11 protein-coding genes and 1 pseudogene are annotated in these 15,913 nt (G+C 61.2%); 3 read left to right on the top strand and 9 right to left on the bottom strand.

The genetic code is table 11. The features are described 5' to 3' along the window. Nucleotides 1-39: 39 nt before the first annotated feature. Together ACZZZ4_RS06785 and ACZZZ4_RS06780 are read left to right on the top strand one after the other, a co-directional pair. The gene (locus tag ACZZZ4_RS06785) at nt 40-534 is read left to right on the top strand and encodes a M48 metallopeptidase family protein (protein ID WP_039757611.1); all 495 of its coding nucleotides are present in this window, start codon (nt 40-42) and stop codon (nt 532-534) included. A 17-nt stretch (nt 535-551) separates the two neighbouring features. Then, nucleotides 552-848, top strand: coding sequence for a winged helix-turn-helix domain-containing protein (locus ACZZZ4_RS06780; RefSeq protein ID WP_415763981.1), 297 nt, complete (start codon nt 552-554; stop codon nt 846-848). Nucleotides 849-944: 96 nt separating this feature from the next. Here the strand turns inward: ACZZZ4_RS06780 and ACZZZ4_RS06775 are convergent, their stop codons facing one another. Further along, entirely contained in the window at nt 945-1,397 is a 453-nt protein-coding gene (locus ACZZZ4_RS06775; protein ID WP_039757613.1) for a GNAT family N-acetyltransferase, read from the bottom strand. Nucleotides 1,398-1,652: 255 nt separating this feature from the next. Between ACZZZ4_RS06775 and ACZZZ4_RS06770 the strand changes: the two genes are divergently transcribed. Beyond that, nucleotides 1,653-2,390, top strand: a complete 738-nt coding sequence (locus tag ACZZZ4_RS06770; RefSeq protein WP_463547486.1) for a substrate-binding periplasmic protein — start codon at nt 1,653-1,655, stop codon at nt 2,388-2,390. Nucleotides 2,391-2,469: 79 nt separating this feature from the next. On the opposite strand, the gene yccS is transcribed toward ACZZZ4_RS06770, so the two are convergent. The 8 genes and pseudogenes from yccS to betB all read right to left on the bottom strand — a co-directional run bounded on the left by yccS (nt 2,470) and on the right by betB (nt 15,886). Beyond that, entirely contained in the window at nt 2,470-4,644 is a 2,175-nt protein-coding gene (yccS, locus tag ACZZZ4_RS06765; protein ID WP_129997784.1) for a YccS family putative transporter, read from the bottom strand. 263 nt (nt 4,645-4,907) lie between these two features. Continuing rightward, nucleotides 4,908-6,086, bottom strand: a complete 1,179-nt coding sequence (locus ACZZZ4_RS06760) for a BaiN/RdsA family NAD(P)/FAD-dependent oxidoreductase (protein WP_129997783.1) — start codon at nt 6,084-6,086, stop codon at nt 4,908-4,910. Between the two features lie 157 nt (nt 6,087-6,243). Continuing rightward, nucleotides 6,244-7,629 carry an ATP-dependent RNA helicase DbpA gene (gene dbpA / locus ACZZZ4_RS06755; RefSeq protein WP_024014613.1) on the bottom strand — a complete coding sequence of 462 codons (1,386 nt, stop codon included), beginning with the start codon at nt 7,627-7,629 and terminating at the stop codon, nt 6,244-6,246. A 257-nt stretch (nt 7,630-7,886) separates the two neighbouring features. Next, nucleotides 7,887-9,314 (bottom strand): multidrug transporter subunit MdtD, encoded by a 1,428-nt coding sequence (gene mdtD, locus ACZZZ4_RS06750; RefSeq protein ID WP_463547485.1) that lies wholly within the window; start codon nt 9,312-9,314, stop codon nt 7,887-7,889. 189 nt (nt 9,315-9,503) lie between these two features. Then, entirely contained in the window at nt 9,504-10,841 is a 1,338-nt protein-coding gene (locus ACZZZ4_RS06745; protein ID WP_463547484.1) for a TldD/PmbA family protein, read from the bottom strand. Next, nucleotides 10,841-12,282: pseudogene (locus ACZZZ4_RS06740) on the bottom strand (TldD/PmbA family protein). The gene ACZZZ4_RS06745 and the pseudogene ACZZZ4_RS06740 overlap by 1 nt, the downstream one beginning before the upstream one ends. A 279-nt stretch (nt 12,283-12,561) precedes the next feature. Next, the gene (gene betA / locus ACZZZ4_RS06735) at nt 12,562-14,265 is read right to left on the bottom strand and encodes a choline dehydrogenase (protein WP_122612391.1); all 1,704 of its coding nucleotides are present in this window, start codon (nt 14,263-14,265) and stop codon (nt 12,562-12,564) included. Between the two features lie 148 nt (nt 14,266-14,413). After that, entirely contained in the window at nt 14,414-15,886 is a 1,473-nt protein-coding gene (gene betB / locus ACZZZ4_RS06730; protein ID WP_024014608.1) for a betaine-aldehyde dehydrogenase, read from the bottom strand. Nucleotides 15,887-15,913: the final 27 nt, after the last annotated feature.

Raw genomic sequence — 15,913 nt, 5'->3', positions numbered from 1 at the left:
CTACACTGGCGCACCTTTTCCGAACCGCGTCGCTCGTCCATGACTGTGTTGAAATACCTCCAGGCCTATCCCGAGCGTTTGCAGGATCAGGTGCGCCAGCTGATCGCCGAAGGGCGGCTGGGTGATTACCTCGATCAGCGCTATTCGGGACGGCATGACGTACAGAGCGACAAGGCACTGTACAGCTACGCGCTGGATCTCAAACAGCAGTATATGCGCAACGCGCCGGCCATCGACAAAGTGCTGTTCGACAACCGCCTCGACCTGACCCATCGCGCGCTCGGTCTGCACACCACGGTGTCACGAGTGCAGGGCGGCAAGCTAAAGGCAAACAAGGAAATCCGCATCGCCGCGCTGTTCAAGGACGCCGCGCCGGATTTTCTGAAGATGATCGTGGTGCACGAGCTGGCGCACTTCAAGGAATCGGACCACAACAAGGCGTTCTATAAACTGTGCGAGCACATGCTGCCGGGGTATCACCAGATCGAGTTCGATCTGCGTGTGTACCTGACGTGGCGGGATATGCAGGCTTGACCAATCAGGAAGGTGTGATGGACGTCAGCAAGACCAAAAGCAGTTTCTACCGCCGTTTGTACGTGGCCTATCTGATCGACAGTGGCTTGGCGCCAAGCGTGCCGGCGCTGACCGAAGTCACCGGCATGCCTCGACGCACGGCGCAGGACACCATCGCCGCGCTGGCTGATCTGGACATCATCTGTGAGTTCGAACAGGAGGAGGGCGCGCGCAATCATGCCGGGTGCTATCGGATTCGCGAGTGGGGAGCGATTGATTGCGGCTGGATCGAGCGCAATTTGCGGCAGATAAAGGCAGTGCTTGAATACCCCTGATTCCTGCGCCGACGGTTCTGACGCCTTCGCGAGCAGGCTCGCTCCCACAATGGATGCGCATTCCCTGTGGGAGCGAGCCTGCTCGCGAAAGGGCCTTCAGGACCGACGCATGCCGATATGTGGAATGTCATCCTCGAGATATTCCTCGCCGACTGCGACAAATCCGTACTGGCCGTAATACCTCTGCAAGTGTGCCTGCGCCGACAGATAGATCGGTACCTGCGGCCAGTGCTTTTCGGCCTGCTTCAGCGCCTGTTCCATCATCGCGTGGCCCAACCCTTTGCCACGGCCGGCGGGCGCGGTCACCACGCGGCCAATCACCACGTCGCCGCCCTGGGATTCCGGATCCAGCAGGCGCAGGTAAGCCATCAGTTGATCATCCTCCCAGCCCATCAGGTGATGGGTATCGCCGTCCAGATCCTGGCCGTCGAGATCCGGATAGGCGCATTTCTGTTCGACCACGAATACATCAGAGCGCAGCTTCAACAAGGCGTACAACTGCTCTTTGCCCAGATCACGATGATGTTTGCAGATCCACTCGATTGTCATTTTTCGATTCCTTGACCATGTCGCCCGATACTAAGCGCAGCAGCGCCGTATGTCTGTATGGCGCAACAGTCTGTGATAAAGGTCAAAATGCCACTATTCCTTTCTCACGCTGGCTGCGACTTTGTGTAATCTGCTGAAGAGCACTGTCCACTGGCTCCCATGAGCTAATGTTCAATGCTTGGGTTTTGCCGGTAAGGGGCCTTGGATTTTGACGTGAAACCACGTCGGGCGGTTGCCCGCTGAGGATGTTCAAGCATGCTGCGATTGCTTCAAGCCGTTGCGTTGATCGGACTGCTGGTGCTGGGCCAGGATGCTGCGGCGCAGAAGCTGCGGCTGGCGTTCGATAACTGGCCGCCGTTTACCGACGATGCACTGGTCAACGGTGGCCTGGCTACCGACATTGTCAGCACCGCACTGGCTCGCGCCGGTTATGCCAGCGGTTATGAGCAAGTGCCGTGGGCGCGAGCATTGCTGGGGATTGGCGAAGGGCGTTACGACGTGCTGGTCAACGCCTGGTACAACGACGAGCGCACGCAGATCGGCCAGTTTTCCGCTGAGTACCTGATCAACCGCATCCGCTTCCTCAAGCGTAAAGACGCACCCATTGAATACAACAGCCTTGAGCAACTGCACACCTATCCGATTGCGGTGGTGCGCGGCTATGCCTATTCCGCACCGTTCGATGCCGACACGGCGATGCAGAAAGTGCCCGTGCACAACTTCGCCATGGGCGTACGCATGCTCGCGGCGGATCGGGTCAAGCTGACGCTGGAGGATGAGTACGTAGCGAAGTATTACCTGGCGCGGGAATCGGCCAAGGTGCGCAATTCGGTGGAATTTCTAGCCAAGCCGTTGAGTGAGAACAGCCTGCACATACTGGTCAGCCTGCAGAACCCACAGCATGAGCAGATTGTCGCGGGGTTTGATCGGGCGATTGCCGCGATGAAGGCTGACGGCACCTATGAGAAGTTGTTGCGGCGGCATGGAATGTAGTTGGGAGCTACAAGTTTCAAGCTGCAAGCTTCAAGTTAGAAGCCGGGGCGGCGTCTGGCTTGCAGCTTGCAGCTTGCAGCTAGACCTCTTTGATCAGATGCGCCGCCAACGTCCGAAGTGGCCCCAGCTGCCGGCAAATCAGCGCCAGCTGCGTCTGCACCAGTCGCTGGCCCTCATCGATTTCATCTGGCATCTGTTCCAGATCATTGGCCAGCGCTTCTTCTTCATCACTTTGAATCGCAATCGACTGCTTGCTCGCCAGGCCTTGGGCGATTTCGTCGATGCTGGTGGCCAGTCTCACCCCGGCGCCTTCGATCAGATGCTCGCGCACATCCGCCGGCAGTTGCGTTTCGCGGTGCGCGCCGAGGCCGGACAGGTAACTGAGCAACGTGTGCGACAGCACCAGGAAACGGAAGCCGACATCCGCCTCCTTACGGAAATGCCCCGGCTCCATGAGCATGTTCGCCAGTGTTGTCGACAGTGCCGCGTCGGCGTTGTGCGCGTTGCGGCGCGCCAGGCGATAGGCGAGGTCGTCGCTCTTGCCGGCGGCGTATTGCTGCATGATCTGGCGCAGGTAGATGCTGTTACAGGTCAGGGTATTGGCCAGCACTTTGTTCAGGCGCCGACCCTGCCAGTCTGGCAGGAACAGGAACACCGCCAGCCCTGCGATCAAACTGCCCAGCAAGGTATCGAACAGCCGTGGCAGAAACAGTCCGTAGCCATCGCCGACCTGATTGAAGCAGAACAGCACCATGATCGTGATCGCCGCCGTCGCCAGGGTGTAGCGGGTGGTGCGGTTGGTAAAGAACACCACGCCGGCAGCAATGGCGAAGCACGATTGCACCACCGGGTTGGGGAACAGATCGAACAGCGCCCAGGCCACCGTCAGACCAATGGCCGTGCCGATGATCCGCTGGCCGAGCTTGCGCCGGGTGGCTCCGTAGTTCGGCTGGCAGACAAACAGCGTGGTGAGGATGATCCAGTAGCCTTGCGACGGGTGGATCAGGTGCACCATGCCGTAGCCGATGCTGAGTGCCAGCGGCAGGCGCAGGGCATGACGGAACAGCAGAGAAGTCGGCGTCAGTTGCGTACGCAGGCGAATCCATACGTCCTTGAGATTGCGCGGTGAGCGGTCGAGCAGGCTGCTGTCGGTGGCGTCCGCCAGAGCATCGGGGTTGCTCGCATCGCTGAGCAGGCGGTCGAGGGTGCCGAGGTTCGCCGCCAGTGCGCGCAACGAGCGCAGCAGGCCGCGCCATGCCGGGTTGCTCTGGATGCGCAAGTGTTCGAGGGAGGCATGCAGGTCGCTCAAAGCTTCGGCGAAACTGGCGTCGTAGATGAACGGCTGGCGCATCTGGATTGACTCGGCCAAGGCCCGGCAGGCCTTGCCTTGCTGGCGCAGCAGGCGCTGGCAGCGAAACAGCACGTCGCTGTGGAAGAATGCCTCGGCCAGCGCGTTGTAAGGGTAGTGCGAAGAGCTGGCGCGTTCGTGGATGTCCTGCGCAAGAAAATACAGCTTCAGATAACGGCTGACTTTCGAGCCCGGTCGACCATTGCCGACCCGGTGCAGGATGATTTCCTTGGCGGTGTTGAGTGCGGCGACCACCCGGCCGTTCTGTTGCGCCAGTTCGAGGCGGCGGGCTTCGACGTCCATCTGCCGGATCGGCTCGAACAGCGAGGATTTCAGCTTCAGATACAGGCCCAGTTCGCGGAACAGCCGCGCCAGACTCTGCTGCACCGGTTGATTGGAAAACAGCGCCTGCCACAGCACCGAGAGCAGGCCATACCACGCTGCACCGGCGACCAGCAGCATCGGTTCATGCCAGAAATCGGTAACCGCGCCGCCGCGCTGATCGACGCCGATCATCGTGTACACCGAGAGAATCAGCGTCGCCGAGGCGATCGCACCGTAACGCTCGCCCAGCGCGCCGAGCATGGTCAGGCCGAAACTGGCCAGCGCCAGGGCCACGGCAAAAATGATCGGGTAGGGAAAGAGCAATTCCACCGACAGCGCGGCGATGCTGAAACACACCAGCGTCACCGCCAGAGCGTTGAGACGACCCTGCCAACTGTCGTCGGTCTCGGCCAGGGCGCTGGCGATGATGCCGAGGAACAACGGGATCAGCAGGCCCATTTCATCCTGATACCAGCACAGCGCCATGCTGCCGGTCAGGGCGATGAATACCCGCACGCTATAGCTGAATTTATCCAGCGCCCACAGGCGCCGCAAAGACTGACGAAACGAGGTCGAGGACATGAAGTGCGAAGGCCTTCCGAGGCGATGCCGCTAAATTGAGCCAGTAATGACGCCGACGCAATGGCGCCGAGCACATCTGACAGCAAAAAGTGTTCCTTTGAGGTCTTGTGCCGAACTAAATCTCAAATGGCGTACATATCCATGTGGGAGCTGGCTTGCCAGCGATGGCGGTCTGACATTCAACATTGATGTTGGATGTACCGGCCTCATCGCTGGCAAGCCAGCTCCCACAGAGATTGCATTTCACATTCGAGAGAATGGGATCAGACGTATTGCGCGGCAGCGTAACCGGAGGCCCACGCCCATTGAAAGTTGAACCCGCCCAGATGCCCGGTAACGTCGAGCACTTCGCCTATAAAATACAGCCCCGGGCTTTTCAGCGACTCCATGGTCTTGGACGACACCTCGCGGGTATCGACGCCACCCAGGGTCACTTCAGCCGTGCGATAGCCTTCAGTCCCCGCCGGTACAACCTTCCAGCTGCCAAGCTTCTCGGCGATCTCCGCCAGTTCCGCGTGGGTGTACTGCTTCATTGGTTTGGAAACGAACCAGTTATCCGCCAGCAGGTTGGCCATTTTCTTGGTGAAAATCTCGCCAAGCAAAGTCTTCAGTTCACTGTTCGGGCGTTCGGCGACCTGCTCTTGCAGCCAGCTCGCCGCGTCGTGATCCGGCAGCAGGTTGATCTCCACCGTGTCGCCGGGCTCCCAGAACGAAGAGATCTGCAGAATCGCCGGGCCACTGAGGCCGCGATGGGTGAACAGGATGTTTTCGCGAAAGCTCTGGTCATTGCAGCTGACCAGACAATCCACCGAGGTCCCGGACAGCTCTGTGCACAACTCCTTGAGCTGGTCGGTAATGGTGAACGGCACCAGCCCGGCGCGGGTCGGCAGCAGTTCATGGCCGAATTGTCTGGCGACCTGATAACCGAAACCGGTAGCGCCCAGGGTCGGGATCGACAGGCCGCCGGTGGCGATCACCAAAGACTGGCACTGAACCTGGCCAAGTGTGGTGTCGAGGAGATAACCGCTGTCGATTTTTTCAATGGTCTGGATCGAGGTGTCCAGACGCAGATCGACGCCGGCCTGATCGCATTCATCGAGCAGCATGCCGAGGATGTCGCTGGATTTGTTATCGCAGAACAACTGGCCGAGTTTCTTCTCGTGGTACGGCACGCCGTGCTTGCCGACCAGACCGATGAAATCCCACTGGGTGTAACGCGCAAGCGCCGACTTGCAGAAATGCGGGTTCTGCGAAAGGAAATTGCTCGGTTCGGTGTACATGTTGGTGAAATTGCAGCGTCCACCGCCGGACATGAGGATTTTCTTGCCGGCTTTGTTCGCGTGGTCGAGCAGCAACACCTGACGCCCGCGCCCGGCGGCGGTCAGGGCACACATCAAGCCGGCCGCGCCAGCGCCAATGATCACGACTTCGGTAGAGCGCAAAACGGTGTCCTCACACAAAATTCAAAATCACCTGTGACCCATGTGGGAGCGGGCTTGCCCGCGATGAGGTCTGCACATTCAACATAAATGTTGTCTGTCAGGCCGTCATCGCGGGCAAGCCCGCTCCCACAGGGATCTCCTCTGGATGGAAGATCGCTTACAGAATACGCACGCGCAACGAGCGGCCCTTGATCTTGCCGTCGTTCAGGCGCTGCAAGGCCTGCATGGCCACGGTGCGCTCGACAGCGACGTAGGCCTGGAAATCGAAGATGGCGATTTTGCCAACCTGCGCGCCGGGAATGCCCGCTTCGCCGGTCAGTGCGCCAAGAATGTCGCCCGGGCGCACTTTGTCTTTGCGGCCAGCGCCGATGCACAGGGTAGTCATCGGCGGTTGCAGCGGTGCCAGGCCCTGGGACTTGAGGTTGTCGATCTGATCCCAGTTCAGCGGCGCTTTCTGCAACTGTTCAATGGCTTGCGCACGATGAGCTTCGGACGGCGCGACCAGGCTGATGGCGATGCCTTTCTCGCCCGCGCGACCGGTGCGGCCGACGCGGTGGATGTGGATTTCCGAATCGCGCGCCAGCTCGACGTTGATCACCATGTCCAGCGCATCGATGTCCAGGCCACGGGCGGCGACGTCGGTGGCGACCAGCACCGAGGTGCTGCGGTTGGCGAACATCGCCAGCACCTGATCGCGGTCACGCTGTTCCAGATCGCCGTGCAGGCCAACAGCGGAAATGCCTTTGGCGGTCAGGTGGTCGACGGTTTCCTGCACCTGCTGCTTGGTGAAGCAGAACGCCACGCAGGACGCCGGACGGAAGTGGTGCAGGACTTTGGTCACCGCGCTCATGCGCTCTTCCGGGGAAATCTCGTAGAAGCGCTGCTCGATCTGCGTGTCGTCGTGGAAGGCTTCAGCCTTGACGGTCTGCGGATCGCGCATGAATTTCGAGGCCAGTTGCTTGATGCCCACCGGGTAGGTCGCGGAGAACAACAGAGTCTGGCGCCGCTCGGGGGTCTTGATGATGATGTCTTCGATGGCGTCGTAGAACCCCATGTCGAGCATGCGGTCGGCTTCGTCGAGGATCAGCGTGTTCAGGCCGTCGAGCACCAGCGAACCCTTGCGCAGGTGCTGCTGAATGCGCCCCGGAGTGCCGACGATGATGTGCGCGCCGTGCTCCAGCGAAGCGATCTGCGGGCCGAATGACACGCCACCGCACAGGGTCAGGACCTTGATGTTGTCTTCAGCGCGGGCCAGACGACGGACTTCCTTGGCCACCTGGTCGGCCAGCTCGCGGGTCGGGCAGATCACCAGCGCCTGGCAACCGAAGTAGCGCGGATTGATCGGGTTGAGCAGGCCGATGCCGAACGCGGCGGTCTTGCCGCTGCCGGTCTTGGCCTGGGCGATCAGGTCCATCCCCTTGAGGATCACCGGCAAGCTCTGCGCCTGGATCGGCGTCATCTGGGCATAACCGAGTGATTCGAGGTTAGCCAGCATGGCGGCGGACAGCGGCAGAGTATTAAAAGCGGTGGCGATGGTGGTCACGGGACTGGCCTGCAAAACAAAATGTCGCGCAGTGTAGCAGCCCCGTGCCCGTTTCCTCGACAGTTCTGGACGAACAGCGATTGAACCCGAGGCAGGGATTACCTGTGGCGAGGGGATTTATCCCCGCTGGGGTGCGTAGCGCCCCCAAAAAAGATGAATGCGATCAGCCTGACTGGCGGAGGCGACAGCAGAAGCAGAGGGGCGCTACGCGCCCCAACGGGGATAAATCCCCTCGCCACAGAGCTCTCCCCCACACATCAGTGCTCGATGTGCTCTTCCGGGCGCTTGGCGCGGCGGCCGTCTTCCTTCGATAGCTGGGAGAAAATCGTCGCGGCGAGCATGGCCATGATGCCGACCGTGACGAAGGTCAGTTGGAACGCACCGAGTACGGTTTCCACGCCGTCGTTGCCGACCTTCGCAGTGAATCCCCCAAGCAGCGCACCGGCGCAAGCCACGCCGAGGCTCAGCGACAACTGCGCGACCACCGACAGCAAACTGTTGCCGCTGCTGGCGCTGGCATCGTCGAGGTCGATCAGCGTCACCGTATTCATTGCAGTGAATTGCAGCGAGTTGATCGCACCGAGCACCGCCAGCAGGCACAGCAGCAGCCAGTACGGCGTCTGCTCGCTGACCAGGCCCATGCTCGCCAGCATGATCCCCAGCGCCAATGTGTTGCCGGTGAGGACGATGCGATAGCCGAGGCGTTCGATCAGCGGCCGCGCGACCCACTTGGCGATCATCGCCGCAGCGGCCAGCGGTAACATGCTCATCCCGGCTTGCGAGGGGGAGTAACCCAAGGCCACTTGCAGCAACAACGGCACCAGAAACGGCAGGGCGCCGCTGCCCAAGCGTGCGAACAGGTTGCCGAGAATACCGACGGCGAAGGTACGTGTCTTGAACAGCGACGGCGCGAACAACGGATTGTCGATATGCCCGGCGCGCAGCCAGTACGCCGCCAGACAGGCCATGCCGGCGAACAGCAGCAACATCACCCGCAAGTGCGGCAGGTGGAGTTCGCCGAGGCCTTCCATGGCAATGGTGATGAGGATCATCGCCGCGCCGAACAGCAGAAAACCGAGGCTATCGAAGCGCGTGCGCTCCGTACCGCGCAGGTCAGGAATGAATTTCCACACCGCATAACAACCGATCACCCCGACCGGCAGGTTGATCAGGAAGATCCAGTGCCACGTCACGTATTCCACCATCCAGCCGCCCATGGTCGGGCCGATCAGTGGACCGAGCAGACCCGGAATGGTGATGAAACCCATGATCCGCACCAGTTCCGAGCGCGGGTAGGCGCGCAGCACCACCAGCCGCCCGACCGGCAGCATCAGCGCACCGCCGAGGCCCTGAATCACCCGCGCACCGATGAGCATGCTCAGGCTGCTGGATAACGCGCAGAGCAACGAGCCGAAACTGAACAGCAGAATGGCGCCGAAGAAGATCTTCTTGGTGCCGAAGCGGTCGGCGATCCAGCCGGAGGCCGGGATCAGCAGGGCCACGGTGAGCATGTAGGCGATGATCACGCCCTGCATGCGCAACGGGTCTTCGGCCAGATCGCTGGCCATGGCCGGCAGCGCGGTATTGAGGATGGTCCCGTCGAGGGACTGCATGAAGAACGCAATGGCGACGACCCACGGCAACCAGCGTGCGGTGATGGCGTCGAGAGGCGGGCGGTTGGGCATGGAACCTCTTGTGGGTGGTTAATACAGATTTTTGTTCAAACATGAAACCCTGTGGCGAAGGGATTTATCCCCGCTGGGTCGCGCAGCGGCCCCAAAAAGCGGGACTGCTGCGCAGTCCATCGGGGATAAATCCCCTCGCCACAGTTTCTATTCCAATAGTTGATCCCCTGTGTGCCGGGGAGCTTTGTTTTACAGCGTTAGGGTCAACCGGCTGACCAGCGCCCCCGGCAACAGCGATGACGAGGTATTGCGCTGGCTGTAGGTACTGGCCGACAGCAGCAATTCACGCTCGGTAGTCAACGCTTCCAACTGCGAGCCGAGCAGGTTGTAGGCGCTGTCGTCGAAACGCATGGCGCTGACCGGCGCCTGGATTTCGCCATTTTCGACCCAGAAGGTCGCGAAACGGGTCATGCCGGTCATGCGCGCCGCCGGTTGATCGGAGTAGTTCAGGTACCACAGGTTGCTGATGTACAGCCCGGTGCCCAACTGCTTGAGAATCTCTGCTTGCGACAGATCACCGGCGGCCATGTTCAATGCGCTGGGCATCTCGCCGCCGCCCGCACCGTTCGCCGCCAGACCATATTCGGCGGCGCTGCGCGAACCGACCAACTGATCCCCGGCCCGGCCTTCGATGATCAGACGCAGATCGCTGCGCGGATAACCCTCGGCGGAAAACGCCGGGCTCAGGGACTCGCTGACTTTTTCATCCAGCGACACCAGCGGGCTGAACGCCTGATCGCCGACGTACAGTTTCTGCAACGGACTGCTCTTGCTGGCGATCGATTGCGCCGAAAAACCGCCCCAACTGAGCATGCCCATGATTTCTTCCAGCGCCGCCGGTGCCAGATAGGCGCGGTACTGACCCGGCGCCAGAGTGCGTAACGGTCGACCGAGAAACTCCAGCTGTTCGCGGGCCTGGGCGAAACGTCGGGCGAAGCCCTCGTCGCTCCAGTCGTGCCCGGCATAGCTGGCCTTCACCGCTTCGCCGTTTTCATGGAACAGGCTGAAATCGAAATTGAAGCTGTTGGCTTCATGCCAGCCGAACGCACCGGCGGAGCTGGCGAAACCGCGGCTGATCGGACCGGCGGCATAGAAACCGACCAGATCCAGACCTTCAGCGGCGGCGCAGATTTGCCCGACGACATCTTCGGTGTCCGGCAGCGGATGCGCTTGTACGTGCGTGCTCTGCCAGCTGTTGTGATTGAGCAGCAGGTACGGATCCTGCGGCAGCAGCGGCAAGGTTTCGCGCAGTTGTTGCAGACCTTCGGCAAGCCGTTGCAGATCGGCTTCCTGATCCCCGGACAAGGTAATCTCCAGGTCGGCGTGGCGACCGTCGTTGATCAGTTTCAGGCCGACGTCAGCTTGTTGGACCTGCCCGGCCTGACGCACCTTGGCGTGATTGAAACGCACGAACGCCGACGTTTCGCCGGCATAGCTGAGCGTGAACTGTTCCGGCTCGCGTACGCTGTCGCGCAGCCAGTTGACCATGACCTTGAAGGCGTCGGACTGACGCTTCGAAATGCTCATCAGGCGTCTCCCCCAAACACATCAATGTTGCTGAATACGCAGGCCGGCGAAGCGTGGCCGACGCGAATCACCTGGTTCGGTTCGCCCTTGCCGCAGTTCGGCGTGCCCAGCACCCTGACGGTGTTGGCATCGCCGACGGCGCGCAGGCTTTTCCAGAAGTGCGCGGAAATGGCCCGGTAGTTGGGATTTTTCACCACGCCTTTAAGTTCACCGTTCTCGATCAACTGGGCCCATTCGCAGCCGAACTGGAATTTGTTGCGCGCATCGTCGATCGACCACGAGCGGTTGGTGCTCATCAGAATGCCATGCTCGATACCACCGATCATCTGCTCCAGCGTCTGATCGCCCGGCTCGATATTCAGGTTGGCCATGCGGTCGATCGGCGGGCGGTTCCAGCCGCAGGCGCGGCTGTTGGCAACGCCATCGAGGCCGGCGCGGTATTGCGACAGTGCCCCGCCCAGTGGTCGCAGCAAGAGGCCGTCGCGAATCAGGAATTGTTTGCTCGCCGCAGTGCCGTCGTCGTCATGGCCGTAGCTGGCGAGTTCTTCGGGGATGCCCGGATCGAAGGTTACGTTGAGCAGGTTCGAGCCGTATTGCAGGCTGCCGAAATCGCTGGTCTTGACGAAACTGGTGCCGGCGTAATTGCGCTCATCGCCGAGGATGCGGTCGAGCTCCAGCGGGTGACCGATGGATTCGTGGATCTGCAACATCATCTGATCGGGCATCAGCAGCAGGTCGCGCGGGCCTTGCGGCGTGTTCGGCGCGAGCAGCAGTTGCAGGGCCTGATCGGCGACTTGCGGACCGGCACCGACCAGGCCGCAGCGGCTGATGACATCGGCGCCACCCTGTTGGCCGAAGTTCTCGCGACCGAGGCTGCGGGTCTGGCTGTCGTTGCCGTCGTAAGCGGTGACGTCGAGGCTTGGATAAACGAAGCGCTGGGCCTGACGCAATTCGGCGCCGGCGCTGCTCAGGTAGATCTGCTCGACATGGGTGATACCGATGCTCACCTGCCAATTGACCAGGCGCTCATCCTTGGGCACCGAGGCGGATTCCGCACCAAGCAGATCGAAGCATTCGCTCAGGGACGGGAAGGGCTGTTCGAGGTTAGGCGAAAAATAATCCGCGCGGTCGCTGGAAAGCGGCTGCTCGCGCAGATCGAGCAAGGCGTGCGGCTTGAGGCGGCGGGCCTGTTGCTCGGCGCGTTCGAGGGCGGCTTGCAGGCCTTGTTGCGAGAGGTCATTGGTCGCCGCGTAGGCTTCGACGCCATTGACGCGCACGGTAAGCATCGCCCCTTCATCGCGGCTCAGGCTCGGCGGTTCGGCGACGTTCTTGCGCACCGACAGAAACTGCCCGGACTCACGCACATACCGCAGGGAAAAAATTCAGCGCCCGTGCGCAAGGCAGCGAAGCGCTGCTTGAGCTGGGGGTGGAAATCGAACATTCGGGAACCTCCTTGTAATGGAGTAGCGGCATGGCGACAGCGGGGAGGGATGAAACGATTGCGCGAGGTCTAGAGTAGGCCTGCGTGGGGGTAGGATCAAGTGAAGAGGGGGTGTAGGGGGATTTACTGTGCAGCAGAGGAATTTGTGCTGGTTGTGAGGGCCTCATCGCTGGCAAGCCAGGCTCCCACAGGTTTTTTGCTGAACACAATATGTGTGAACGACGCAAAGCCCTGTGGGAGCTGGCTTGCCAGCGATTAGCCGTGACGCGGTGTCATGTCTTACTGGGTAACGGGGGTGATATCACGCATCGGCTTGCCTTTGACCGGTGCACCATTGGCAACGTAATAAGCAGCATTACTGCGCGGCAGCGGCTTGCGGCCGCGGATCTTGTCGGCGATTTTCTCGGCCATCATGATCGTCGGCGCGTTGAGGTTGCCGGTGGTGATGATCGGCATGATCGAAGCATCAACCACGCGCAGGCTCTGCATGCCGTGCACACGACCCTCGCCATCGACCACGGCCATCTCGTCGGTGCCCATCTTGCACGAGCAGGACGGGTGGAACGCGGTTTCGGCGTGCTCGCGGATGAACTTGTCCAGTTGCTCATCGGTTTGCACGTCGATGCCCGGGCTGATCTCCCGGCCACGGAATGCGTCCAGTGCCGGCTGCTGCATGATTTCGCGGGTCAGGCGGATGCCGTCGCGGAATTCCTGCCAGTCCTGCTCAGTGGCCATGTAGTTGAACAGGATGCTCGGGTGCTGGCGCGGGTCCTTGGATTTGACCTGGATGCGGCCACGGCTCGGCGAACGCATGGAGCCCATGTGCGCCTGGAAACCGTGCTCTTTCACGCCGTTGCTGCCGTTGTAGTTAATCGCCACTGGCAGGAAGTGGTACTGGATGTTCGGCCATTCGAATTCCGGACGCGAACGGATGAAACCGCCGGCCTCGAACTGGTTGCTGGCGCCGATGCCGGTGCCGTTGAACAGCCACTCGGCACCGATGGCCGGCTGGTTGTACCAGAGCAGCGACGGGTACAGCGAGACCGGTTGGGTGCAGGCGTATTGCAGGTACAGCTCGAGGTGATCCTGCAGGTTTTCACCGACGCCGGGCAGGTCGTGAACCACCGGGATGTCGAGGCTTTCCAGCAGTTTCGCCGGGCCGACACCGGAGCGCTGCAGAATCTGCGGCGATGCGATGGCACCGGAGCACAGCAGGACTTCCTTGCGCGCCTTGGCTTCCACACGTTCTTCAGCGTCACCAATCAGGTAACGCACGCCGACCGCACGCTTGCCTTCAAACAGAATCTTGTCGGTCAGGGCGTGAGTGACGATGGTCAGGGTCGAACGCTTCTTGGCGATGTCGAGGTAGCCACGGGCGGTCGAAGCACGACGGCCGTTCGGCGTCACGGTGCGGTCCATCGGGCCGAAGCCTTCCTGCTGATAACCGTTGAGGTCTTCGGTGCGCGGGTAACCGGCCTGGACGCCGGCTTCAACCATGGCGTGGAAAAGCGGATTGTTACCGGCTTTCGGCGTGGTCACGCTGACCGGGCCGTCGCCACCGTGGTAATCGTTCGGGCCGATGTCACGGGTTTCGGCTTTGCGGAAATACGGCAGGCAATCGAGGTACGACCAGTCTTCCAGGCCCGGCAGTTTCGCCCAGCCGTCATAGTCCATGGCGTTGCCACGGATGTAGCACATGCCGTTGATCAGCGACGAACCACCAAGGCCCTTGCCGCGACCGCATTCCATCCGGCGGCCGTCCATGTGTGGCTCCGGATCGGTTTCGTAGGCCCAGTTGTAGCGACGCCCCTGCAGCGGGAACGCCAGTGCGGCGGGCATCTGGGTGCGGAAGTCGAGGCGGTAATCCGGGCCGCCCGCTTCGAGCAGCAGAACGGTGACGCCTTCGTCTTCAGTCAGACGGGTCGCAAGTGTGTTACCTGCAGAACCGGCGCCGATGATGATGTAGTCGTATTCTTGAGTCATAAATTCTCCTGCGGGAGCTACAAGCCACTAGCTTCAAGCTGCAAGAAAAAGCAGCGAGCTGTGGCTTCGAAATCGGGGAGGCCGGCAAGCCCAAACTGCTTTTACTTGCAGCTTGAAACTTGCCGCTTGCAGCTGATCAGCTAGCTGATCAGAACACCGAGACGTAATCGCCCAGCTCGACCTGTACCGATTTGATGCGGGTGAAGTTGTTCAGCGAGCTGATCCCGTTCTCACGGCCCACGCCCGACTGCTTGTAGCCGCCGACCGGCATTTTTGCGTCGGACTCGCCCCAGGCGTTGATCCAGCAGATACCGGCTTCCAGTTGATGAATCACGCGGTGGGCGCGGTTCAGGTCTTTGGTGACGATACCGGCGGCCAGGCCGAAGTCGGTGTCGTTGGCGCGGCGGATCACTTCTTCTTCGGTTTCGTAGGAGAGGATCGCCATCACCGGGCCGAAGATTTCTTCGCGCACGATGGTCATGTCGTCGGTGCAGTCGGTGAATACGGTTGGAGCCACGAACGCGCCTTTGGCGAATTCGCCGTCGGTCAGACGACCGCCGCCGCACAGCACGCGTGCGCCTTCTTCTTTACCCTTGGCGATGTAAGCCAACACGCTTTCCATGTGCGGGAAGCTGACCAGCGGGCCGAAGTTGGTGTTTTCGTCTTCCGGGTTGCCAACGCGGATGCGGGCAACGCGCTCAACGATCTTGGCTTCAAAAGCGGCTTTCAGGTGCGCCGGTACGAACACGCGAGTGCCGTTGGTGCAGACCTGACCGGAGCTGTAGAAGTTGGCCATCATCGCGGTGTCGGCGGCGCGATCGAGATCGGCGTCGTCGCAGATGATCAGCGGCGACTTGCCGCCCAGTTCCATGGTCACGTCTTTGAGCGACGAAGCCGAAGCGCTGGCCATGACTTTCTTGCCGGTGTCGGTGCCGCCAGTGAAGGAGATTTTCTCGATGCGCGGGTGCTCGGTCAGCCAGGTGCCGACTTCGCGGCCGCTGCCGGTCAGGACGTTGAACACGCCGTTCGGTACGCCGGCCTCGGTGTAGATCTCAGCCAGTTTCAGGGTGGTCAGCGAGGTAACTTCGCTTGGCTTGAAGATCATCGCGTTACCGGCCGCCAGGGCTGGAGCGGATTTCCACAGGGCGATCTGGATCGGGTAGTTCCACGCGCCGATACCGGCGACCACGCCCAGTGGTTCGCGACGGGTGTAAACGAAAGAGGTGTCACGCAGCGGGATCTGCTCGCCTTCGATGGCGGGCACCAGGCCTGCGTAGTATTCCAGCACGTCAGCGCCGGTGACGATGTCGACGTACTTGGTTTCGGAGAACGATTTGCCGGTGTCCAGGGTTTCCAGCGCGGCCAGCTCATCGTTGCGCTCGCGCAGGATATCGACGGCGCGACGCAGGATGCGCGAACGCTCCATGGCGGTCATTGCGGCCCAGATTTTCTGGCCCTTTTCGGCGCTGACCACGGCGCGCTCGACGTCGTCTTTGGTCGCACGTTGCACCAGTGCGAGGACTTCACCGTTCGCCGGGTTGATGGCTTCGAAGGTGGCGTCGCTGCCGGCGTCGGTGTACGCGCCATCGATGTAGAGTTTTTGCAGTTCGAAACGGGCCATAGTGTCCTCGCAAGTGCATTGGTGGTT

This window comes from Pseudomonas sp. AC252, from assembly GCF_979258105.1.
Note: the sequence above shows the minus strand (reverse complement) of the source record. Positions and strands in the feature narration are given on the sequence as shown.